Below are 25875 nucleotides of genomic sequence, written 5' to 3'. Positions count from 1 at the left end.
AGAATATCGCATGGAAGAATATCAAATCAGGCAACAGGCAATAAAGCTTCTTGATGAAGTTTTACAAGAAGATTTAGATGGATTTAAACCTTCAGGAAAAGACAATTTGATTGAAAAGGGTTTAGGCTCTATCCAAATCATGCAAATAGTTTCAGAGCTTAAAAAATTAGGGATAAAATTATCGTTTGCAAAACTAATGGAAAATCCTACACTTGAAGATTGGATTAGACTTATTGAAAAAGCAAATATTAAAAATATTGATAAAAAAACTGATTTAAGAGAAAAGAATATTTCGGAAGAGTTCCCTTTAACGGATGTACAGTATGCTTATTTTGTAGGGAGAGAAGAAGATCAGGTTCTAGGTGGTGTTGGGTGTCACGCATACTTAGAAATTGATGGACAAGAGATTGTAACAGATAAATTAACTGCTGCTTGGAACTGTTTACAAATGGAAAATCCAATGCTTAGAGCAAAATTTAACCGTAATGGTACTCAGCAAATTATGGAAGAACCATACTCAAAAGAAGTTAAAATTTTTAATTATACTTCACTATCTGAAGAAGATGCAGACATAAAACTATTGGAAATGAGAAAAGGAATGTCTCATAGAAAATTTGATATAGAAGTTGGAGAAGTAGCTAGCCTTAGCATTGCGTTACTAAAGGATAAAAAACATAGAATATTTTTAGATGTTGATATTCTAGTTGCAGATATAATGAGCATAGGCATTATAATGAGTAGACTTGTAGAGCTGTACTGCGGAGAAGATAAAGTTTCAATAGATAGCAATTATACTTTTAAAAATTATCTGGAGGGACGAAAAATAGATGACGAAATATACAAAAAAGATAAGGAATTCTGGAAGAAAAAAATTGAATCCAGTTTTCCTTTAGAGGCACCTAACTTACCCATCAACAAAAAACCAGAAATGATTGAAAAAGTGGTTTTTTCAAGAAGAAAGAAAATTATTAGCAAAGAAAACTGGATTAAGATTAAAGAAAATGCATATAAAAATAAAGTTACCCCATCAATGGTTCTGTTATCAGCATATTCAATGATTATTGAAAGATGGACAAATCAAGAAAATTTTGTAATCAATGTTCCATTATTCAATAGAGATGTAAATGGTAATAGTGTTAAAAGGATGGTTGCAGATTTTACTAATCTTCTATTAGTTGAGTGTGAAAGAAAGAATGAAAATTTTTTAGATAGAGTGAAAACTATATCTGGCACATTTTTAGAAAATGCCTCTCACAGCTCATACTCTGGAGTGCAGGTACAAAGAGATGTTTATAAAGAAGTTGGAAAAACTATCAATATTGCACCTGTGGTGTTTGCTTGTAATATAGATTATCCTTTAGAGACTCAGGAAACAAGAAAAATATTCGGGAAAATAAACTATATGGTATCACAAACTCCACAAGTTTGGCTCGATTTTCAAACTTATTTAGTAGATGATGAGATTGTATTATGCTGGGATGTGGTTGATGAATTATTTCCAGATGGAATGATTGATGATATGTTCGACTCTTTATACACTTTATTACAATCATTAAGTGATAATGAAAATTGGTATAGATTGACTGAAATTCTTCCGTTGAATCAGATTGAAGATAGAGAAAAAGAATTAAAAAATATTTTGCCTTTGAGTTACCCTAAACAAACTCTCTATACAGAATTTCTTGATAGGATTAAAGTAAACCCGGAAAAAGTTGCTATCGTGGATGCACAATCCGGTATTGAATTAACTTATGGAGATTTGTACAAAAAGGCGTTAATTATTGCAACAAATTTAATTTCTTTTGGAGTAAAAAAGAATGACTACGTGGGAATAACATTGCCAAGGGGATATAGTCAAATAGTTGGTATTTTAGGAATTTTATTTGCCGGTGCAGCATATGTTCCTATCGGTATTAATCAACCCAACGAAAGAAGAAGGAAAATATATGAACAGATAGGAATAAAACATGTCTTATCCAATAAAAATACAATAAGGGATTTTAATTTAGATGATACAGATATCACATTTGTTGATATGGATCAATCAACTATTCAAAGTATAATTGAAAAACCTGTCAATATTAGTCCGTTTGATACAGCCTATGTAATTATGACATCAGGAACGACAGGAATTCCTAAAGGTGTTGAAATTGCACATAATAGTGCTATTAATACAATAAATGACTTAAATGAAAGATATAAAGTAAATACTAATGATAGTGTAATAATGGTATCGGCAATTGATTTTGATCTGTCAGTTTATGATATTTTTGGGATACTATCAACTGGAGGAACCATCATTACTTTAAATGATAATAATTTCAAAAATCCAGAACTTTGGTTAGAACTTATTAAAAAATATAAAGTAACAATATGGAATTCTGTACCAATTCTTTTTGATATGCTAGTAACTATGGCAGAAGGTAAAAATGTTTTTATTCCATTGAGATTAGTGTTTCTTTCTGGAGACTGGATTACAACAACATTGCCTAAAAGATTTTATAGCAGAAGTAAAAACTCTCTTGTAGTTGGAATGGGTGGAGCAACGGAGGCATCCATATGGTCAAACTATATCAATATTCCAAAAGAAATACCTGAAAATTGGATTTCTATTCCGTATGGAAAAGCGTTAAAGAATCAAGTCTATAGAGTAGTTGATGGTTTAGGAAGAATATGTCCTAACTATGTTAAAGGAGAATTGTTAATTGGTGGGGTTGGTGTTGCAAAGGGATATAGGGGAGATAAGGAATTAACAGAAAAGAAATTTGTAGAATCGGATGGAGTTAAATGGTATAGAACTGGAGATGCTGGAAGAACATGGAATGATGGAACTATTGAATTTTTAGGAAGGCTTGATAATCAGGTAAAAGTTAAAGGGCACCGAATAGAACTTGGAGAAATTGAAGATGCTTTAATTGGAAATCCTAAAATTAATAAAGCTGTTGTTGATGTTATTAAGATAGGCACTAATAATCAATTGGTCGCATTTATTGAAAGTAATGAGAGTAAGGATCATACATTAACTAGATTAAGTAGTAATGAAAAAATAAATAAACTGAAATCTGAATACATTGATTATGATGAGTATCTAAATAGTGAAAATAATATGGTTTTAGGTTTGATATTTTCTATTTTCATGGATTTGGGTATTAGTCAAGGGAAAAGGTATTCTTTTGATGAAATAATGAAATTTGGAGAAATAGATATAGGATACGAATTGCTCGTAAAAAGATGGCTATTATTATTGCAAGAGCATAGTATGATAAGTTTAGAAGATGGTATTTACTTATTTAAAAAAATAGATATAGCATTAGACACAACAGTCAACCTAGATAATTTCAAAAATAATGTGGTAGATATTATACAGGGTAAGAAACAAGCTATTGATGTGTTTTATGCTTCTGAATCTAAACTTAGTCCTTCCAGACTTTTGAAAAACCTAAAAAATTATAAAGAAAATATAAATGAACTTATTGAAATTATAAAGATGGTATTTGATGGCAAAAATAAAAAGCTTAAGATTTTAGAAATAGGTGGAAGAAATAGCGAATTAACAGAAGAGGTAATTACAAACTTTGAAGATAAAATCGAAAAATATGTTTATACCGACACTTCGCTATATTTTTCAAATGAGTTTGAAGGCATAAAAAATAAATATACTTGTTTCGAGTTTATAAAAATAAATTCTTCAAGTAAGTATTTGGAAAATTTTAAAACGGAAAATTTTGATATTGTCATATTATATAATTCGCTACATCGTTCTCATAATATTTCAGATATGTTGCGTAATATAAAAACCATATTAGCTCCTATGGGCGTTGTGATTGGAACTGAAATAAATGATGAATTATTATTACCAGAAATTAGTGCATCTGTATTAGAACGTGGTTTTATTGATTTTGATTTGTTAGAGCGAAATGGAAAAATTATTCCAAATATTAAAAACATTAAAAATGCAAGTGAAAATTGTAAATATAAAATTGAGTATTTATCTAATGAGACTGAAATTAACAAAATGGGAAGTATGATATATGTTCTTAAAAATAACAAAATAGATGTTGAACAAGATGAATTAATTAAATTTTTAAAGAACAAGCTTCCTGAATACATGATTCCACTTGAGTTTATAATTGTAGAAGAAATGCCATTAAATAAAAATGGGAAAATTGACAGAAAATCATTAAGAAAATTGATAGAAAGAAATGATAATCATAATTTTATCAATGTCAGAAAAAGGATTAATAATACAAATGAAATAGAAAAGTATGATGAAATTACAAAAAAAATAATTGATATATACAAAGAAATTTTAAATAATGAAAATGTATCGTTTACTTCTAATTATTTTCAATTAGGGGGAGATTCTCTTACAGCAACAAAGGTTGTTTCAAAAATTCAAAAAGAATTATGCGTAGAAGTATCAATTGGCGATATCTTTAAATATCCTATTTTAAGAGATTTTTCAGAGTTTATTAAGAAAATCGAAAAAGATAGACATTTACCATATAAAAGAATTGTACATGATTTTAAAAACATAAATGAGCCATTTCCATTAACGGATGTGCAATTTGCATATTGGATAGGAAGAAACAAAATGTATTCTTTAGGTTCAGTAGCAACACATTGTTACTTCGAATTAGATTGTTTGAATATTGAGCCTAATAAACTTCAAAAGGTAATAAATGATATGATTAAGTATCATTCTATGTTAAGGGCGATAATTTTAAACAATGGAACACAACAGATATTGGGAAAAGTTCCACCATTTATGTTAGATATTAATAACTTATCATGTCTTAATAAGGTTGAACAAGAGGAAGCTTTAAAACTGACTAGAGATATTATGTCTCACGAAATATTAAAGATAGATAAATGGCCTATATTTAATTTCAAACTTAGCATTTTAGATGAAATTAAATCCAGACTCCATATTAGTTTAGATAATATTATTTTAGACGGTTGGAGTATGTTCTATATTCTAGATGAATTGAAATTAAGATATAATGATGAAAATTTTTATAAGGAATTACCAGATGTTTCATTTAGAGATTATGTTTTAGAAATTAGAAAAGTAAAAAACACATCTAAATATCAAGTTGATAAAAAATATTGGCTGGATAGATTGAATGGATTTTTGGAAGCCCCTAAATTTGAAATAGCAAAGTTAGAAAGTGATATAGAAGAACAAACTTTTAATAGAAGAGAAAAAATTATTGATTCTTATGGATTGAATAAATTAAAAGGAATCGCAAGAGAAAATAACATAACATTGACAATTTTATTAATAACATTATTTTCTGAAATAATTAGGAAATATTCATTAAATGATGAATTTGTATTAAATATTACACAGTTTAACAAGGAACAAATTCATCCGGATATAAATAAAATCATAGGAGATTTTACTAACCTAACATTTCTTGAAGTAAAAAATTGTACTAGCGATTCATTGCTAGAAAAATCCAAAATGTTGCAAAAACAATTATTAGAAGATACAAAACACAATTCATATAGTGCTGTAGAATTTGGAAGAGAATTAAGGAATAAATACTCTAACAATAGATATTCTTTAATGCCTATAGTATTTACAAGTGGATTAGGTTTGTCTGAAGGCAGGAAAGATACTTGGCTAGGAGAACTTGTATATAATATTTCTCAAACACCACAAGTTTGGCTTGATCATCAAGTTATGGAAATGGACGGCAAATTAAAAATAATTTGGGATTCCATTGATGAAATATTTACGGCACAGTTGCTAGATAGGATGTTTGAGTCTTATGGAAACTTATTGGATACTATAATAAATAATACCAATACGTTTTCCACTAAAATTAATTATAAGGAAAATAAAGATACTGAAAATAATGTATGTATTAGAGAAGACTTATCAGTTTATCAAAATAATGAACCTGATGAAGATATTCATAAATCAAACAAGAAAACAGAAGATAAACTGAACACTGAGTTACTTTATTCTATATCAGAAATTTGGAAAGAAATTTTAAAAATTGAAGAAATAAAAAAAGAAGATAACTTCTTTAAACTAGGAGGGAATTCTTTAAATATGATACAACTATCTAATACATTAATGGAACGATATGGTTTTCATTTAGAATTAGGGGAATTTATGGAAACTCCATATATTGAAAATTTGGTAATAAAGTTGAGGGATTTTTTGAAATGATGTATTTGGAGAGAGGAACATTATGATGAAAGCGATAGTTTGTGGAACAACTTTTGGTCAATCCTATATAAATGCGATTAAAAAAATAAATAATATTGAATTGGTAGGTATATTAGCTTTTGGAAGTAGTCGTTCTAAGAGGTGTGCAGAAGAACATAATGTTCCACTATATGTTGATGTAGATTCTATTCCAGGAAATATAGATATTGCATTTGTTATAATTAAATCTTCTGTATTGGGAGGTAAGGGAACTGAATTGTCAGAGAGTCTCTTAAAAAAAGGAATTCATGTGATACAGGAACATCCAATTCATTATAGAGAGATAGAGAACTGCTTAAAGTTGGCTCATGAATTCAACTCATATTATATAGTAGGGAATTTATATAATTCATTGGAAACTATTGAAAAATTTATTGAAGCTGCAAAATATTTAAATAAAAAAGATGTTCTTGAACATGTAGATATCATGACATCTTCGCAACTTCTTTATTCTTTGATAGGTATTCTGAACGAAGCATTACCTCTTCTTAGAAGTTTTAATATAATTCCAACGTTAACAGAGAAAAGATACCCTTTTAATCGTGTTGTTTTGTCAAATGGGCAATTGGATGTAAACTTACAAATTCATAATGAGGTTTCTGATGTGGATGGGAATAACCATATGCATCTTCTTCATAAAATTACTTTTTTTTATAAAAGTGGAAGATTAGATCTTGAAGATACCTTTGGATCTGTAATATGGAGGGATAGAATGAATATATCTGATAATATTGTGTTAGATTCAAAACAAATTGATGTTAATTATTTAAATAAGCCAATAAAATTTAGCTTGGCAAATTACAGTAACTTGACATATGAAACTATACTTTATGATGTTTTTCCGAATGCCATAAGGAAAGAAATTGAAAAATTTATTGAAAATGTTAAACAAAGAAAAAATAATATTACAAGAACGCAAAAGGAAATAATAGTTTCGAAAAAATGGGGAGAAATAATGAAAGAAATAGGGTTTCCTAAAAATGTTAAATTTGGTGAAGAACATCTTAACCATTTACAAGCTTTAAAAAATTTAGGGATGAAAAAATGAAACTAAAAAATGATAGTACAGACTTAGAATTATTTGATTATGTAAATGAGCTGAGAAAACAGGGAATGTTTTTGTTTGTGGAAGATAAAAAATTAAAATATAGAATCAAAAAAGAATTATACAATGAAGAGGTAATCAACGAAATTAAAGTTAACAAAGAGGATTTACTCAGATATTTATCAAAAGCACAAGAAAACACTTTGGAATTGAGTTCACTTCAGTTGGCATATATGGCTGGACAAGTAGATGGGGAATTTTTAAATAAAGTTAATGCTCATTATTATATTGAATTTGAAAAGCAAAATTTAAATATTGCTAATCTTGAAAAAAACATTAATTTGATGATTAGAAAAAATGATATTTTAAGATTGATTTTATTATCGGATGGTAGAGGGATTATACTGGAAAAAGTTCCTGAATATAAAGTTTTTAAATATCAATATAATTCTAAAGAGGATAGGTATAAAATGCGAAAGATTTTATCGCATATGAAGTATAATATCGAAACATGGCCTATGTTTAAATTCGTAGTTGGAAAGAAAATTAATGGCGGGAATAAAAATGATGTACTCCACATAAGTTTTGATTGTTCTATATTAGATGCGTGGAGTGCAGGTAATATGATATATAAGCTTTTTGCGTTATACGAAGGAGAAAAAATAAGTTTTTCCGATGTATCTTATAAAGATTATGTAATGAATTTAAGAATATATAAGGAACTTGCATTTAATAAGAGACTTTTAGATGAGGCTGAAAAATATTGGAATAAAATGATAAAAACACTACCAAAAGCACCGAATTTAAGAACAAAAATGCCGATTAATGACTTAGAAGAATACAATTTTAAAAGAAAAGAATATCGTTTTAGTAAAGAACAAACTGACAATTTAATACATTATTCAAAACTAAGAGGTGTAACGTTGTCTGCTATATTAATCACTATTTATATGAAAGTATTGTCTGACTTAATTGAGACTGACGAATTAACAATAACAACAACATTATTTGGGAAATTACCAGTAGTTAAAAATGCAGATGAATTGTTGGGAGAATTTACAAATATAGGATTAATTAGCTATAAAGATGAATATAAATCTATATTAGAGTCCATCAAAAAAACCCAAAAACAAATATTTAAGTTATTAGAATATAGATGTTTTGATGGGATTAATATTATAAATAAAGCTAGGCAAGAGAATGGAATAAATAAATTGTTTCCAATAGTAGTTACTTGCATGATTGGAGAGAGTTATAGCAATTGTAAAAATGGATTTCATGAAATATGTTCATTAAGTCAAACACCTCAAGTTTATCTAGATCATCATATAAGAATGATTGATGATAGTATTGTGATTACTTTTGATTATATAGATGAGTTATTATATGAAGAGGATATTATTTGGATGGTAGGTAAGTATATTGATGTTTCAAATGAAATATGCTCTAATTTTTGATAAATCAACTATGGAGGGAATAATATGAAAAGAAAAAAGTTTAATATTGAGTATCAAAAAAGAATTTATAGTGGTAAATATAAAACAATAATCTCACAAGAAAATGTTAAAACGCTCCTGGTTGAACCAGAATTAGAGGAAGATAAATCGGAATTTAAGATAAATTATATTGATAATATTAATACAGACAATGAGGTAAAAAAGAGAAAGTATTTTGTCCAAAAATTTTTATTAGATTTATTAACTGAAATTAATGTTAAAAAAATAAAAATAGACAACAAGAATGAAAATATAATTAAATACTGGTTGAAATATGTGAAAGATTTTAAAGCAGATGAGATGAATGAAGTAAAAATCGCAGAGGATTCTTTATATAGAAAACTACAACTAAAAAAGAATTTATTTGTAGATATACTTGAGAATAATAATAAAAAAGAGCTTTTGCTTTTAGATAATGAAATATCCCCAGCAAAACTAGGCATTAGAAGTGAGTTTACTGAGAGTTTATTAGATAAATTAATTAAAAACATCAATAATGAAAGTAAAGATATTAAAAGGTTAACAATAGGCATTGTTAATGATGTAGATTGCATAATAAAAGATAACTTAGTCAGCAGAATTAAAGATTTAAACAATGTAATTTTATTAAATGATTGTAATGATAAGAAATTTTTGAAAGATAATTACTTAAGTAGATTTGATCACATTATTTCTGTTAATTTTTTACATCAAATTGAAGACGTTGAATCTTTTTTCAAAACCTCAAAACTAATGTTAAAAAGAAACGGAAAAATTCATGTAATTGATTTTGGTAAAATGGATCCAATATCTGTACTTACAGCCATATTTTTTCAAGAAAAAAATCTTGATGTAGAAACTGAAAAACGTACGCAGTTTTTTTATAAAGTTGATTACATTAAGAAAATAGCCAAAAAATATTTTTTTAAAAATACTATGTTTTTGATAGAAAATAATATTGCTTATTATCTCGAATCAGAAAACTATACAGATCATATTGAGTTGATAAATAACTTAGAAAATGAAATTGGGTTAGATTTCGATAAGAAGATTGTTTTGCTGTCATTGGACTCTTTTAATGTGGATGTCTCTGATAAAACAACAATAAAAGAACAATTAAAAAATTATAATGAAAATTTAGAAGAAATCTTAAAAATAATATGGATGCAAAATTTGGATATAGATGATGTAGATAGAAATTCTAATTATTTTAAGCTTGGAGGAAATAGCTTATCTGCAACAAAGCTTCTAGTTGAGATAGAAAGAAGATTAAAATGCAAACTCACATTAAATGAAATTTTTTCAAATCCTGAATTTGAAAAAATGTTAAATTTGATAAATTCAAAACAGTTAGGTATGGAGGTAGTAGAAGGTGAAATATGATAGGAATAATTGGAGCTACTGGAGATATTGGTTCAGAATGTACTAAAATTTTGAATGATTATGGAATCAAAGATATAAAGTTGGGATATAGAAGAAAAGAAAAAGTTTATAAGAGTAAGAATACTTTTGCATTTATAGATTTGGATGATATAAATACTTGTATTGAGTTTGTTGATGGATGTGACTGTATTATAAACTGTTCAGGGTATTCAGATTCATCAATATTTAATTTAATAGATACAGTTAATAAAAACAAATGTATTCTCATTGACTTAAGTTATTATAATTTCTATGAGAAATCTGTTTTTGAAGGAGGAACAATATATCATGGAGTTGGTTCATCGCCAGGATTAATAGAAGCATTGCCAGTTATTATTTCTAGAGTTTTTGATAAAACCCTTAGTTTTCAAATGTATTACGCCTCTAATGGAGAATTTACTTATAATGCAGCCAAAGAATACTTGAGATATTTAAGTGAAGATGGTTTTTATGCAAGATCAATCTTAAATTCAGGAAAGATAGAACCCTATTTGGCAGGAAATAAAACAATAACATTGCCAATAAGCAGCGAAAGATGGGTGCCATTTCCGTATATTGATAAAAGAACTCTTAAAGTTTGTAGGCAAATAGGTGTGGAAAATGCCATATTTTATATGTGCATAAAGAACGGATATGTTTGCAATTTTTTAAAGAATATTCGTTCTGATAACATTGAAAATATAAATGTAATGGCACAAAAATTAGTGGATTTATCCAATTTGGATAATATTGATAAAAAAGAATTTGGAGGATTTATCTTAGAGGCAACAGGAATAAAAAATAAAAATACTATAGATGCTAATATGATTTTAAAAAGCATTTCACCAACTAGATTAACGGCTCTAACAGTAGCAGCTGTTTCTATTTTAGCTATAGAACATGGTAATAAAACTGAAATCAAAGATATGAGTGAGTTTCCTTTATTAAATAGTTTACTTGATAAGATGATGGAAATGGATACAACATTTTATTACAAATTGATGAAAGGAACAAATTTGAAATTGAATAATATCTTTGAAGGAGAAATATAAAATGAAAAAAAGATTGAAAGCCATAGTTTGTGGCACGAATTTTGGGGAATTTTATTTAAAAGCATTAAAGAGAGCCGAATCAGATTTTCAAATTGCAGGTATTATCGGAAGAGGGAGTGAAAGGTCAAAGACACTTTCAAAGAAATATAATGTACCACTGTATTTTAATGTTGAAGAATTGCCATCAGATATAGATTTAGCTTGCGTTATTGTTAGAAGTGAGGGAACAGGTGGGGATGGAACAGAATTGTGCATAGATTTACTAAATAAAGGAATAAACGTAATTCAAGAGCAACCTGTTTATCAAGAACATTTATATAAATGTTATAAGCTAGCAAGAGAGAAAAACCTTATTTACTTGACTGCAAATCTATATTCAAATTTATCAAATATGCAGAGCTTTGCAGTGTATGCAAAAAAATTAAATATATATTCTAAGTTAGAATATATAAGCGTTTCTTTTTCTACACAATTATCATATGTAGCTTTGGATTTATTAGCTATTTCTGGTATTTTAGGTGATTTGGAGTTGGATAATAATATAATAAAGGGATTAGGTCCATTTGATATATTATATGGAAATATAGGGAAATTACCTATTTTAATAGAATTCAATAATCAATTAAATCCCAAAACACCTGATTACAATATGCAATTAATGTATAGTTTTAAACTTTATTATGAAGATGGAGTATTATCGCTAAATGATGCTTATGGAGATGTTGCTTGGCGTCCAAGAACATATTTAAAAGGAGCTAAAGACGATTTAAATATAGGTAAAGAGTCAATCTACAAGGTTTTGAATTCTTTAAAAGAAACGAGTACTTCAAAATTTTTTCAAACATACTGGATTGATTCAATAACAGCAGAATTGATTAAAATGAAGAAATATATGAATTCAGGCAAACTTGATATTCGTCGAGTAAACAGGGAACTATCAACATCTAAAAAATGGGAAATTTTGCAGAAAAAAGCGGGATATGCAAAGTTTATGGAGACTAGTAAAGAGAAGCTGCTTTTGCTGAGTGATATAAAAATTTTTGATGAATAATTTAATAAGGAGGTAAATAATGGAGAACGGTTATAAAGAAATAATTGAAAAATATTCTAAGCAAGGTATTGAGTTGTATGTTGATGGTGAAAAGTTAAAATATAAATCCATAAATGGTCAGTTAGATGAAGATATTTTAATGGAATTAAAATTAAATAAAGAGGGACTTAAAGAATACATTAAAAAACTTGAGAATAAATATGATGTTAAAGATGATTATGCACCATTTCCATTATCTCCAGTTCAGACATCATATCTTTATGGAAGAGATGACCTACATTCATATGGAAATGTATCTTGTCACATTTATCAAGAATTTTTATATGATAATTTAGACGTTTCAAAAGTACAAGATACATGGAATTACTTGATAAATAAACATGAAATGCTGAGGGCAGTTATATTTAAAGAAGGATATCAAAAAATACTACAAAAAGTTCCAGAATATGAGGTTGTTACTGGAGATAGGATATCTATTAGAGAACAGTTAGAGGATAAAGTTTATCAATTAGAAAAATGGCCAATGTTTGATATTGGAGTATCAAATTATGGAGAAAAATCAATTTTACACTTTTCGATGGATTTTATGATATGTGATTGGTCAAGTATATGGCAACTTTTATTAGAGTTTGAGATGAAGTATTTTAAAGGAATAGAGAATGATAGACAATCTAAGATATCATTTAGGAATTATATAATAAGTGAAGAAAAGACAAAAGAAAACTCGGAATACAAGAAGGCGAAAGCATATTGGAGTCAAAAGACTAGAAAATTAAAGACATCTCCAGTAATACCTTTAAAAACGCTAAAAGAAACGGACGTTTGTAAGTTTAAAAGATTGTCTTTAACATTAGATAAGGATATGTGGGATAAATTTAAAATTTTAGCTCAAAACCATGCTTTAACACCGACAGCATCAGTATTGACTGTATATAGTGAAGTACTAAAAAAATGGAGTACAGAAAAAGAATTTCTTATAAATTTAACTTTATTTAACAAGAAAAATTTAGGGGAAAATATAGAATCTTTAGTAGGCGATTTTACAAATACATCGGTAATTTCGATAAAAAACATAAAAGAATCTTTTTCAGAGTTAGCAAGAGAAGTTAATAAAGAATTATTCAGCTCAATAGATAATAGTGCATATCCTGGAGTTAATATATTAAGAGATATTGCTAAACTGCATAACTCCAAAGAATTTTTAGCACCGTATGTATTTACAAGTGCAATAGGGTTAATTAAAAAGAGGTTGATAGGAAGATATGTGTATGGAATATCTCAAACACCGCAAGTATTTATTGATTGTCAAGCTATGGATACTGAATTAGGTTTACAGATTAATTGGGATGTTCGTGAAGGAATATTTGAAGATGATATGTTGGAGGATATGTTTAGTGAGTTTAAGAAGATTTTAATAAATTTATCGAACAATAAAGAATTTTGGGAGAAACGTCTTGAAATTGATCTACCTAAGTGGCAACGTGAAATTAGAGAAAAAGTTAATGCTACAAATAAAAAAATTAATAATAAGACATTATTAGAAGATTTTATAGAAAAAGTAAAATCTTATCCAGATAAGGCGGCTGTTATAGACTCTAGAGGTTCAATTTCTTATAAAGAATTATATAATAAGTCTGTATCTATAGCTTTAGCATTGAAAGAAAAAAATGTAAAAAAAGGTGAGCATATAATTGTAAAACTACCACATAATAAAAGTCAAGTTTATACTATTCTTGGAATACTTATGGTAGGAGCTATATATGTTCCGGTAGATTTTAATATAGAAGAAAAAAGATTAGAGAATATTTTAAAACAATGTAATTGTAAAGTTATTTTGACAAATGGCAGTTGTTATGATAGCAGACAAAGAAATTTTGTGAACATTGATGATGTAAATTATAGGTTAGATTTGATAAATATGTTTAATATAGAACATATCGATTCGACTGATGCAGCTTATATCATGTTTACGTCAGAGACTACTGAAAATCCAAAAGGTGCTGTAATAAATCATGGCGCAGTATTTAATACTATATATGATATAAATCAAAAATTTGAAATATCTGAGAGAGATTGCATATTAAGAATATCAAAATTAGATTTTGACTTATCTGTTTATGATATTTTTGGAATGCTATCAGTTGGAGGAACTATTGTATATCCTGATGAAAGTGAGTATTTAAATCCCGCTCATTGGGATAAATTGATTGAAGAAAATTCTGTGTCTATATTAAATATGGTACCAGAATTAATGAAACTATATTTAAATTATTTAGAAAATTTATCAAAAAAACAAAATTTTATTAAACTAATATTGCTATCAAGAGATTGGATTCCTTTAAATATGCCTAATGCGGTGCAAAAAACTTTTGTAGAATCTAAAATAATAGTATTGGGAGGTGCTACAGAAGCCTCTATATGGTCTAACTATCATGAATATAAAGGTATTAAAAAGGGATGGAAAAGCATTCCGTATGGGAAACCGCTCACTAATCAACAAATTTATGTATTAGATAAAAATTTTGAAGATTGTCCAGTTTATTGCGAAGGTAATTTATATATAGCTGGTAGAGGCTTGGCGGAAGGGTATTTAGGAGATAAAAAGTTAACAGAAGAAAAGTTCTTTATTCATCCTCTAAAGCAGGTCAGACTTTATTCTACTGGAGATTTGGGTCGCTATTTATCAAGTGGAGAAATAGAATTTTTAGGTACGGAAGATACTCAGGTAAAAATAAGAGGCAATAGAATAGAACTTGAGGAGATAAAAAATGCTTTAATTAAGCAAAAAGTAATTTCAAATGCTATTGTAATGGTAAATGAAAATAAAAAAGAATTTCCTATTGAATCAGTAGTAACAATTGCTAGAGAAGACAGAGATGATAAATTAGATTCGCATTATGAAACTTTATTTAATAATAATGAGGATATAGATATTAAAAATAAGGAATACTTATTTAGTAACAAATATAGGGAATTATGCGATATAAGAGATAAAATATGTTTAAATGCTATACTAAATGCAATGATAGATACAGACATATTAAAAAAAGAACCAAATTCTGACTTATATAAAAGAAAAAGGAAATTAAATGATAATAAATATAATTGGATAATTGACAGATGGTTATATCAATTGATAGAAAAAAATATAATATATGCTGAAAATGGAGATTATAAAATTCAGTCTATTTTGACATATGATGATATTGCTAATTTATGGACAAAAGTTTTTTTAAAATGGGATATTAAAAATGATAATAGTTTGAAGTACTTAAAGTATGTCAAAGACAGCACGGATAATTTAGTAGAAATTTTAAATGGGAAGATTGATCCAGTAAATATATTATATCCTGAGGGTTCTGATATTTACACTGATGCAATGTATAATACAAGTATAAATTCTATTGTTATTAATAATTTTTACTGTAATTTTATTAATGAGTATATTAAAAATAATAATCATAGGAAAATAAGAATTTTAGAAATAGGTGCCGGAACTGGGGCAACATCTGAAAAAATAATAGATTTATTAAATGGTGTAGATTATGAATATCATTTTACAGATGGAAAGAAATATTTTTTATCTAAAGCTAAAAAGAAGTTTGAAGATAATAAAAATGTTAAGATCTATCAATTGGACATTAATGAAGATCCTATAAAAATAGGAATAGAATACAATTATTTTGATATAATAATTGGCGCTTATGTTTTAGAAAATGCTAAAGATGTTGTAAGTAGTTTAAATTATATAAGAAATATATGTGCGCCTAAGGGATACTTACTATTTTCTGAGCCTATACGTAATGAACCGTGGATAATTGCATCTCAAGTATTTATGATGGAAAAACCATTAGATTCATTAAGGAAAAACAAATTTTTCTTATCAATAGAAGAATGGAAAAATATATTATATGAAAACAATGAAAAAATCTTTACTTTACCAAGAGAAGAATCTGTTATAGAGAAATTAGGAATGGTTTTGTTTATAAAACAGTTTAAAAGTGATTATTCTTTTATCAATAGAGAGAAAATATATAATAATCTTAAGATATGTTTACCTATTGATTTGATGCCTGACAAAATAACTTTTTTAGAAAAATTCAAATTGACTTCAAATGGTATAGTTGACATAAAGAAAAATTTTTCATATGTAACGGATTATTTGAGATGTGCAGAAAATGAATCTATTAATTTTAATTCAAAAAAGACATCTATACCAAAAGAAGTGTTGAATATTTGTGCTAAATTTTTAGATGAAGAAGAATTAAATTTAAATAAGAATTTATATGAATGTGGAGCTGATTCATTGATTTTAGCTCAAATAGCAGCTGAAATTAGAAAAAGCATTGAATCAAGTAGCACATTTGAATATATACTTAGAGAATTAATAGATGAACCAACTTTTTATAGGATTTCCGAGTTATTGAAAGGCGGAAACGGTACAGAGCATAATATTTCTAATGATGAATTTATATACTCAAAAAAATATAGTGCAGCCATCGAGGATAAAAGATTAAGAGTTATATTACATGGAGCTTTTGGAAATCTTGAAAATTTAAAAAATTTAGCAATGGAATTATGTTCTCAAAATAAAGGAGATATATTATTGATGGGTGTATCAGATATAGGTAAGTATCTAGATATAAATTCAGATGAATTAGTTGAAAAATTGGCAAATGAGTATTATAAAGAAATACAAAAATTTTCTCCAACAAATGTTCAAATAATAGGATATAGCTTTAGCGGGGTAGTTGCAATAGAAGTTTCTAGGAGATTATTAGAAGCAGGAATTTTAGTAGATAATTTAGCAGTTATAGAAGGTGGAAGCTTGTTAAATTATAATTATGATGAATTATTATTGGAATTTAATTTCTTACAAGCATTTAATATTGAAATTTCAGATATAGGATTTAAAGAAACAAATATATTAGATATAGCATTTTCTAATATGGATAATAATTATGAGAATGCAATGACGGTTAATAATATATTGAGTAAAATGCGATTCGAAGAAGATATACTTTATGTAAAAAAATTAAATTCTTTATCTCAACAAAAAAGATTTGAATTATATTATAATTTAGTAAAAAATAAGGGAAATTCAATTACAAAAAAATCTTTTTTAGATATGTATAAAATTTTCATAAAGTCATTTAATGCTCAAAAATTTATGCCTGAAATATATTTTGGGGATATAGATTACTATATAGCAAAAGATAATGTTGGGGCATATAAGCACTTTAATATCCTAGCTGAAAATTGGAAGAATATAATTATTGGCGATATTAGAAAATTTTATATACCAGGCAATCATTATAGTTCAGTACAAGGAAAGTCAAACTCAAAAGTTTTAGCAAATATGTTAAATGAAAATATGTCGAGCGAAATATAGAGAATAAAGTATATATTATAATAAATATTTAAAAAAGAAAGTATATCGTTTTGTGGGGGGTGAAAAAATGATAGAAACAATTATTTGTGGAAAAGTATCAGGAAATTTTATTGTAGAATCTTTATTTAAATTAAAAGATATAATTGAAATATCAGGAATTTTTGAAGTTAATTCTAAGACAACAATTAGAGATGCATATTTTAATAATTTGCCACTTTTTACAAATATAAAAAATATCCCTAATAATACTAAACTTGCATATGTTCCATTTAATTCTGAAATTAATAGAGATGTAGATATTGTTCGCTATCTATTAAATAGAGGAATAAACGTAATTGAAGAAATTCCTAAAAGTAAAAAAGATACAATAAAATATTTAAAGGAAATAAAAAGTAAAAACTGTTACTATCTTATTAGAAATTTATATGAAGAAACAGAAATTTCAAAAATGTTTATAAGAAAAGCGAAACAAATAATGCAAGAACAAAAAATAATATATATTGATTCGTTTATATCTAAAGATATGTTATTTTCTATTTTTAAAATTATTAAGTCAAGCCTTAATGAGAATTTTTGTTTTGATATAAAAACATTTAGTCATGATGAATTTATTACTATTAGTGGGAAAATATCGGAAATAACATTTTGCTTTAAAGTATATGATCCTATAAATATTAATAACAGATGCAAATACTATGAAAATAAATTGGAGTTTGTATTTGAAGATGGTAGTTTGATTTTAGAATTTTTTAAAAATATAATTATCTGGGAAAATAGAAGAAATTTATTTTTTGATAAAGATAACATAAATATAAATTTATACAATGCAGAACAACTACTAAATTTAAAAACATCTTTTACAGTCGAAAATAAAACAGATTTAAATGATGAATTATTACTTTTGGTAAAAAAACAGATCACTTTTTTAAATAATATGAAGAATGATGGAAGAAAATATTTGCCAAAGGTACACGAGATTATTAAAGATGTTCAATTATTTGATGAATTTGAATATTTAGTAAGAAAGTTTGATTTAAAAGATGACCTTACAATAAAACAAAACTCATATTTATCCTCAAATTTAGAAAAAAATGAGTGGTTGTATGAAACACCTAATTTAATGAATATTCATTGTATACAAGATGTTGAAAGAAGGTACTCATTTATAGATCATGTTCATGTAAATAAATTTTTAGAATCGATAAATATGTATATATATTTGTCCATGATATTGTTTTTTCAAAATAATGGTGTTTTTATTGATTGTAATCGCAAATATAATATAAATGAGATTATTGAAAAAAACTTTAATAGTAGAAATAAAAATATTATATTAAGATGGTTAAATATATTATTCGAAAATGAATTTATACATCTAGAAAATAATAATTGTTATTTGCGTAAAGTCGTGAATAAAAATAATATTGATAGATATTATGAAGATGCAAAGAACTTATGGGATTGGAAATTAGGAGATCCGTTGTCTATAGATTATATAAATCAAAATATAAAATATTTACAAGAATTATTTGATGGAAAGAAAAAATGTAATTCTATATTATTTCCTGAGGGAGACCTGAAATATGCAAAGGCATTATATAAGAACAACATGGTATATAGATATATTAATGACTTAGTAGCAATAACTATATCTGATTATGTAAAAAAATATTCTAGTGGAATTAATAAGATAAAAATTTTAGAAATAGGAGCTGGAATAGGAGCTACTACAGATAGTGTATTAAAAAGATTAATAGATGAAAATTTGATTGATGAAGTATTATATAAATATACAGATATATCGAATTTTTTTATCCAGTGTGCAAAAAGCAAATATGAAAATGTTGTTAGTAACATTGAATATGAAAAGATTGATATAGATAAAGATTTGGAAAAGTTAGGAAAGGAAACTTTTGATATAGTGATAGCTGTAGGTGTATTAAATAATTCTGGAAAATTAAATACAGTATTGAGAGAGATATATAATACTGTAAAAAAAGATAGTCTTATATTAATTGCAGAACCAGTTAAGGAACCTCCTGAAATGCTTGTTTCACAAGTTTTTATGATGACAAAACCAACAGATATTAGGCTAGAGAAAAATAGAACATTTTTAAATAGATTAGAATGGCTTGATTTATTAAAGGATACATTTGATAAAAAACAAATTCTTACTTATCCTAAAAATACACACGCCTTGTATGAATTTGGGCAACAATTATTTGTTGTTAAAATATAAAAAAAGGAGATAAATAAGTAGTCATGAAAGAAACAATTATTTTAGTATGTGGAGCTTTTCATTATGAATGGTGCTGGAATGAACATTTTATACCATACTTTAAGGAAAAAGGATACAATTTACATGTGCATGCATTATCAAAAGAAGCTAAAAATTTAAAAGATTCTATGAAAATATTAAGGGAAAATATTAAAAAAATTGATACAGAGTTTATTTTTATAACACATTCTATGGGTAATTTGTTTATAAATGAATTTTTAAAAACTTATAAAGATTGTGTGCCGAAATCAATGGTTTTTTTAATGCCATTTCCAATTGAAAACAGGATTAAAAATTTATTCTTTACTAATAAGAATTATATTAAGTTGACAAGGGAAGAATTCTTTTTTTCTGGAAGAGTTAATAACGCTAAAAAGTATATTGATAAAATGAATAAGGAACCTCTAAGCATAAGAATGTTGCCTGTTATTTATTCCTCAATTAAAAAAATAGAATTTAATGTTCCAATATTAACCATATATTCTAAAAATGACAATTGTTTACTCGGAGAATCAGTAATAGAATCAGCTAAGTTGTATAAATCAAAAATTGTTGTTTTAGACGATGTGTGTCATGATTGTATGCTTGATCCAGAATGGAAACTAGTAGCGGACCTAACAAGAGAATTTATATATAATTAAATAATATGTTATCATAAAAAATGTAATTGATAGTGATTGTTGACTTCATTAGCTTCTTTATGCTAAAATATAGTAAACGGCGTTATCTTAATTTGGGAGGTGAAACTTACTGAGAGACAAAGATGTTACAATAAAGAAAATATTAAAAAGTGCAAAAAGCGAGTTTACAGAGCATGGATTCGAAGAGGCTTCTATTCGCACTATTGCTAAAAATGCAGGAATTACACCTGGTGCAATATATAAGCATTTTAAATCTAAAGAAGATATTTTTAAGGTACTTGTAAGTCCTATACTTAATCACTTATACAGAAGAAGTAAAGAATTGACAAATCAAGCGATTGAAGAAATTAAAGTAAATGGTTTACAAGCTTTTGGAGAAAAATCTGATGATAGTAATAGGGAATTATTGGAATTTATTTACCAAAACGATTCTATAGTTAATCTTCTGTTTAACTGTTCTCAGGGTACGGAATTTGAATCAATTCGTCATGATTTAGTGAATCTTGAAGTGCAGGGTGCTAAGAAATTGATCGAGGTTCTTAAAGAAAAAAAGATTGAAGTAAATGATTTGAATGATGATGAACTTCATGTTCTTTATACAATGGCATGTACACCTTTATTTGAGGTAATCACACATAGGTATTCATATAATGAAGCCTTGAATTTTATCGATATGATGGAGGCAGCAATGAATTTTGGTTGGAGGAGGATTATTAAATGAAAACATAATATAAAATTAAAAATAATAAATTTTGAAATCGGGTTAATCCCGATTTTCTGCGTTTTATGGAAAGTAAACAAAAATAAGAAAAATTCACCAGTAAAGATTATTTTGAATCAATCATATTGCAACTGGTAAATAAATATAAAAATTTAAAAGGAGGTATTCAAATGAATGAAACAAAATTAAAAACAAAAGATTTAGTTAACATCGGCATTTTTTCAGTGATCTATATGGCACTATCCATGGCGGTAATGATTATTCCAATACTTTCACCGATACTTTGGTTATTATGGCCAGCAATGACGGGTATAATATGCAATTTTATTTACATGTTGTTGGTCTCTAAAGTTCCAAAGCCAGGTACTGCTTTACTTTTGATAGCAATTACAGGGATTATATATTTTGCTATAGGAGAATGCACTTTTACAATTGTCATAACTTGCGTTATTGCAGGGGTTTTAGCAGAAATTACTAGAAAAATTTTGGGATATAAAAGTCAAAAAAGCGTAATAGTATCTTCAGGATTGATTTGCATTGGGTTGATTGGCTCACCATTGCCTATGTGGTTGTTCCAAGAATCTTATATGAAATCTATTATTAAAATGGGAATGAGTCCAGAATATGTAAATAAATTACAAACTTTAATTTCAATTCCAACACTTATCGGGATGATCATTACTGCATTTATTGGAGGAGTCATTGGTGCATATATAGGTAAAGCAATGTTCAAAAAACGTTTTGAGAAAGCTGGAATTATGTAAATGGAGGGTATTGTAAGAGGCATTATAAAGCTAAATCCACTAACTGAAATCATTTTTTTGATTTCAGTTAGTATTATTAGCTTTGCAAATAATAGCTTAAAATTAGATGTTTATATTCTTTTAACGGTTGCTATTATAGCATCATTTATGGGACTTGTTAAAATATCTTTAAAGGCATTATCTATGTTTGTATTATTACAGGGATTGAAATATTTTGTTTTGCCGATTCTACCAGATGTCATATCAGCACATTTTGGATTATTGGTGATTCATGCTCCTAAGTTAATACCGATTTTTTTAGTTGGTCAAATTCTTGTAAAAACTAATCCTATACGAAATATTATGTATGCCTTAAAAATGATGCATTTTCCAAAAAGCCTAATTATTTCTCTAGCAATAGGCATCAGATATTTTCCATCTTTAAGAGAAGAAAAAATATTAATCTCAGATGCAATAAAAATAAGAGGCGTGACTGGATTTAAAAAGATACAATTAGGACTAATATCTTTAATAGTTACAGCTTCTAATACCGCAGATGAATTAGCTCAAGCTATTACAGTAAGAGGGATAGAAAATCCTGCAAGAAAGACTTTTATGGATGATTCAGGATTTAACATTTGGGATCTAATAATTATTCTATTATGTATTCTGATGTTCTTTAATGTAAAGTTCAAGTTATTTTTATAAGAGGTACGAAACATGATTAACATAAATGAAGCTTCATATTCCTATAAGAGAAGCTTAGAAGAACAGTTAAAGAAAATTTCAATAAAGATTAATCAAGGAGAAGTTATCTTATTATGCGGAAAATCTGGTTCTGGGAAAACAACTATAACAAAATTAATCAATGGATTGATTCCTCATTTTTTAGAGGGAAATTTATTAGGAAATATCTTTATAAATGGGATAAACACAAAACAAATGAAGATATATGAAATTTCTGAAAAAGTGGGAACAATTTTTCAAAACCCCAAAACACAGTTTTTTAATTTAGATTCAGATAGTGAACTAACATTTGGATTAGAAAATTTAGGTGAAAATCCTGATAAAATAAAAAGACAAGTTTTTAAAGTAGTACGTGATTTGGGAATTGAAAGATTAAAAAACAGAAATGTTTTTATGATGTCAGGTGGAGAAAAGCAATTACTTGCTATTGCATCTATTTATGCTACCAATCCAGATGTATATGTGTTTGATGAACCTTCTGCAAATATTGATGAGTATGGCATTGAAAGAATAAGAGAGATGCTTATAAATCTTAAAGCTCAGGGTAAGACAATTATTATTTCTGAACATAGACTCTATTATTTAATGGATTTAATTGATAGAGCTATTTATTTACAAGACGGAAAAATAAAATATGTTTTTTCAAATGTGGAATTTTCTTCAATTAGTGATGACTCACGAAAGAAACTAGGACTTAGAACTTTTGTAAGAAAGAAAAATGATGATTTTGCAAATCCTGTCACATTTTGTGAATCTGATGACTTTGTAGTTTCAAATTTAGAATATGAAAATAAGAAACAAAAAATTTTAGATAAGATAAATATTTCCGGAAACAAGGGAGATATTATTGCAATAACAGGTAAAAATGGTCAAGGAAAAACAACATTAATGAGAATTTTGTGTGGACTGTTGAAAGAAAACGAAGGAAAAATAAGCTATAAAGGAAGTCCCATAAAATATAAAAAACGAAGAAAACTTTGTTATATGGTTATGCAAGATGTAATTCATCAGTTTTTTTCGGAATCTGTAAGAGATGAATTTAGTTTATTTGATTCTAAAATAGATGAAAAGCAAATAGATAATATTCTAGAAAAATTAGATCTTAAAAAATTAGATAATCGTCATCCTATGTGCTTATCAGGAGGTCAAATGCAGAGACTTTCTGTAGCATTGGGGATGTTAATGAATAGAGAAATTATTATTTTGGACGAACCAACGAGTGGACTTGATTATACAAATATGCTCGAAATAAGCAAAGTCATTAAAGAATTTTCAAATAATAAAATTATATTTATTGTTACGCATGATAATGAATTGATTGATAGTACATGTAATAAATTATTGGAAATTTGCGATGGCAGAATAAAAAGATTTTATGAAAGAAGGTAAAAGATGGATATCTTAAAGGGACATAAAAGCAAGATTTTCGCAGCTGTATTCATTGCGATAATAGGAGTAGGATTTGGTGTAATACCTTATTTTTCTGTAGCAGCCATTATTAATAACTTGGTTGCAAAAAATGCAAATTTAAATAATTATTATCCATATATTTTTGCTGTATTTGTGGGATTTTTGGCAAGTATATTATTTCATGAAATATCTACTATTATTTCTCATAATCTTGCCTACAGGATTATTGAAGATAAAAGAAAGTTATTAGCTGACAAATTAAGTAAAATTTCTATGGGAGAAGTTGAAAGAAAAAGCAGCGGACAGTGGTCTCAATTTATGGTGGAAACACTTGATAAAATGGAAAAACCGATTGCTCATGTGATTCCAGAAGTTATTGCTAATATATTCATTCCTATAGTATTGATCATAACAATTTTTATAATGGACTGGAGAATAGGAATTGCAAATTTACTTACAATTCCATTGGGATTATTGTTCTCAATGTTAATGATGCGAGGTTATGAAGAAAAATCTAAAAGATACCAAGAAGCAGCTAAAGCTATGAATACGACAATGGTTGAATATGTAAATGGTATTAAAGTTATAAAAGCATTTAATAAATCAGCATCATCATTTGGAAAATTTAGAAAGACTGTTGAAGAAAATAAGAACGCAATGCTTGATTGGTATTTGAGTGTTTGTTTTTCAATGACAGCAACTATGGAAACTATCCCGTCAACTATGGTATTCGTTTTACCAGCTTCCTTGTATTTCTTTATGAAGGGTAGTGTTGAAGTAGGGACTCTTATCACGTGTATATTGCTATCATATGCTTCATATAAACCATTAATAAAAGCTATGAGTCATATGGAAACAATAGCAAATATAAAAGTTGTATTTGAAGAAATAAAAAAGATAATGGAAATTCCTAACTTAAAAAGAGGAGAAGAAGTAAGAGATATAAAATCTTATGATGTAGAGTTTAAAGATGTTACATTTGCATATGAAGAGTCAAAGAATGTATTAAATAATATTTCGTTTAAAGCAAATGAAAATGAGTTAACTGCAATCGTTGGAAATTCAGGTAGTGGAAAGTCTACTATTACAAAACTAATCGCAGGATTTTGGAATGTTTCTAATGGAGAAATTTTAATTGGAAAAACAAATTTGAACGAATTGCCTTTAAAACAGAATATGGAGCTTGTTAGCTATGTGTCGCAAGAAAACTTTCTTTTTAATAAAACAATATTAGAAAATTTAAAGATGGCGAAGGAAGATGCGAGTATGGATGAAATTAAAGAGGCTTGTGAAAAAGCGAGTTGCTATAATTTTATAAAGGGCCTACCAAATGGATATGAAACTATTGTAGGTAAAGGAGGAGCAAATCTTTCTGGAGGAGAAAAGCAAAGAATTGCAATAGCTAGGTGTTTTTTAAAGAATAGTCCTATTGTACTACTTGATGAAGCAACAGCATATTCTGATCCTGACAATGAATCAGTTATTCAACAGTCTATTGATAAGTTAATTAAAGATAAAACAGTGATTATGGTAGCTCATAGGCTATCAACAATTGTAAATGCAAATAAAATAATTGTGGTGGATAATGGAGAGATAGTTGAGGAAGGCTCTCATAAACAATTACTTGAATTAAACGGGAGATACAAAAAAATGTGGGATGCATATACAGAGTCTAAAGAAATTGAGGTGATATAAA

The 25875-nt window shown here is 27.1% G+C and carries 14 protein-coding genes and 1 pseudogene; all 15 read left to right on the top strand.

The genetic code is table 11. The annotated features are described in order from the left end of the window. Positions 1-10: 10 nt before the first annotated feature. Positions 11-6184, top strand: a complete 6174-nt coding sequence (locus tag FYJ26_RS09365; RefSeq protein WP_154541801.1) for a non-ribosomal peptide synthetase — start codon at positions 11-13, stop codon at positions 6182-6184. Positions 6185-6206: 22 nt separating this feature from the next. Beyond that, positions 6207-7271 carry a Gfo/Idh/MocA family oxidoreductase gene (locus FYJ26_RS09360; protein WP_154541799.1) on the top strand — a complete coding sequence of 355 codons (1065 nt, stop codon included), beginning with the start codon at positions 6207-6209 and terminating at the stop codon, positions 7269-7271. Then, positions 7268-8725, top strand: coding sequence for a condensation domain-containing protein (locus tag FYJ26_RS09355; RefSeq protein WP_154541797.1), 1458 nt, complete (start codon positions 7268-7270; stop codon positions 8723-8725). Before FYJ26_RS09360 ends, FYJ26_RS09355 begins: the two co-directional genes overlap by 4 nt. 24 nt (positions 8726-8749) lie before the next feature. Next, positions 8750-10126, top strand: coding sequence for a phosphopantetheine-binding protein (locus FYJ26_RS09350; protein WP_036762254.1), 1377 nt, complete (start codon positions 8750-8752; stop codon positions 10124-10126). Further along, positions 10123-11196, top strand: a complete 1074-nt coding sequence (locus tag FYJ26_RS09345) for an NAD-dependent epimerase/dehydratase family protein (protein WP_154541795.1) — start codon at positions 10123-10125, stop codon at positions 11194-11196. Before FYJ26_RS09350 ends, FYJ26_RS09345 begins: the two co-directional genes overlap by 4 nt. A 1-nt stretch (position 11197) precedes the next feature. Beyond that, positions 11198-12247, top strand: a complete 1050-nt coding sequence (locus FYJ26_RS09340) for a Gfo/Idh/MocA family oxidoreductase (protein WP_154541793.1) — start codon at positions 11198-11200, stop codon at positions 12245-12247. Between the two features lie 19 nt (positions 12248-12266). After that, the gene (locus tag FYJ26_RS09335; RefSeq protein ID WP_154541791.1) at positions 12267-17639 is read left to right on the top strand and encodes an AMP-binding protein; all 5373 of its coding nucleotides are present in this window, start codon (positions 12267-12269) and stop codon (positions 17637-17639) included. 67 nt (positions 17640-17706) lie between these two features. Continuing rightward, positions 17707-19878 (top strand): class I SAM-dependent methyltransferase, encoded by a 2172-nt coding sequence (locus tag FYJ26_RS09330; protein ID WP_154541789.1) that lies wholly within the window; start codon positions 17707-17709, stop codon positions 19876-19878. A gap of 23 nt (positions 19879-19901) precedes the next feature. Next, positions 19902-20558, top strand: coding sequence for a hypothetical protein (locus FYJ26_RS09325; protein ID WP_154541787.1), 657 nt, complete (start codon positions 19902-19904; stop codon positions 20556-20558). A 109-nt stretch (positions 20559-20667) separates the two neighbouring features. Next, positions 20668-20820, top strand: a pseudogene (locus FYJ26_RS11155) (TetR/AcrR family transcriptional regulator); the annotation flags it as partial. Positions 20821-20880: 60 nt separating this feature from the next. Next, entirely contained in the window at positions 20881-21279 is a 399-nt protein-coding gene (locus FYJ26_RS09320; protein WP_229771246.1) for a hypothetical protein, read from the top strand. A 170-nt stretch (positions 21280-21449) separates the two neighbouring features. Continuing rightward, on the top strand, positions 21450-22043 hold the full coding sequence (locus FYJ26_RS09315) for an MptD family putative ECF transporter S component (RefSeq protein ID WP_001006067.1): 594 nt from the start codon (positions 21450-21452) through the stop codon (positions 22041-22043). Next, positions 22044-22730 (top strand): energy-coupling factor transporter transmembrane component T, encoded by a 687-nt coding sequence (locus FYJ26_RS09310; protein WP_154541785.1) that lies wholly within the window; start codon positions 22044-22046, stop codon positions 22728-22730. A gap of 12 nt (positions 22731-22742) precedes the next feature. Further along, positions 22743-24158 (top strand): ABC transporter ATP-binding protein, encoded by a 1416-nt coding sequence (locus tag FYJ26_RS09305; protein ID WP_154541783.1) that lies wholly within the window; start codon positions 22743-22745, stop codon positions 24156-24158. Between the two features lie 3 nt (positions 24159-24161). Next, positions 24162-25874, top strand: a complete 1713-nt coding sequence (locus FYJ26_RS09300) for an ABC transporter ATP-binding protein (protein ID WP_154541781.1) — start codon at positions 24162-24164, stop codon at positions 25872-25874. Position 25875: the final 1 nt, after the last annotated feature.

It is taken from the genome of Anaerococcus porci (genome assembly GCF_009696575.1).
Classification (GTDB): Bacteria; Bacillota; Clostridia; order Tissierellales; family Peptoniphilaceae; genus Anaerococcus; species Anaerococcus porci.
The sequence above is the reverse complement of the archived record's forward strand: the minus strand, read 5'-3'. Positions and strand labels throughout refer to the sequence as shown.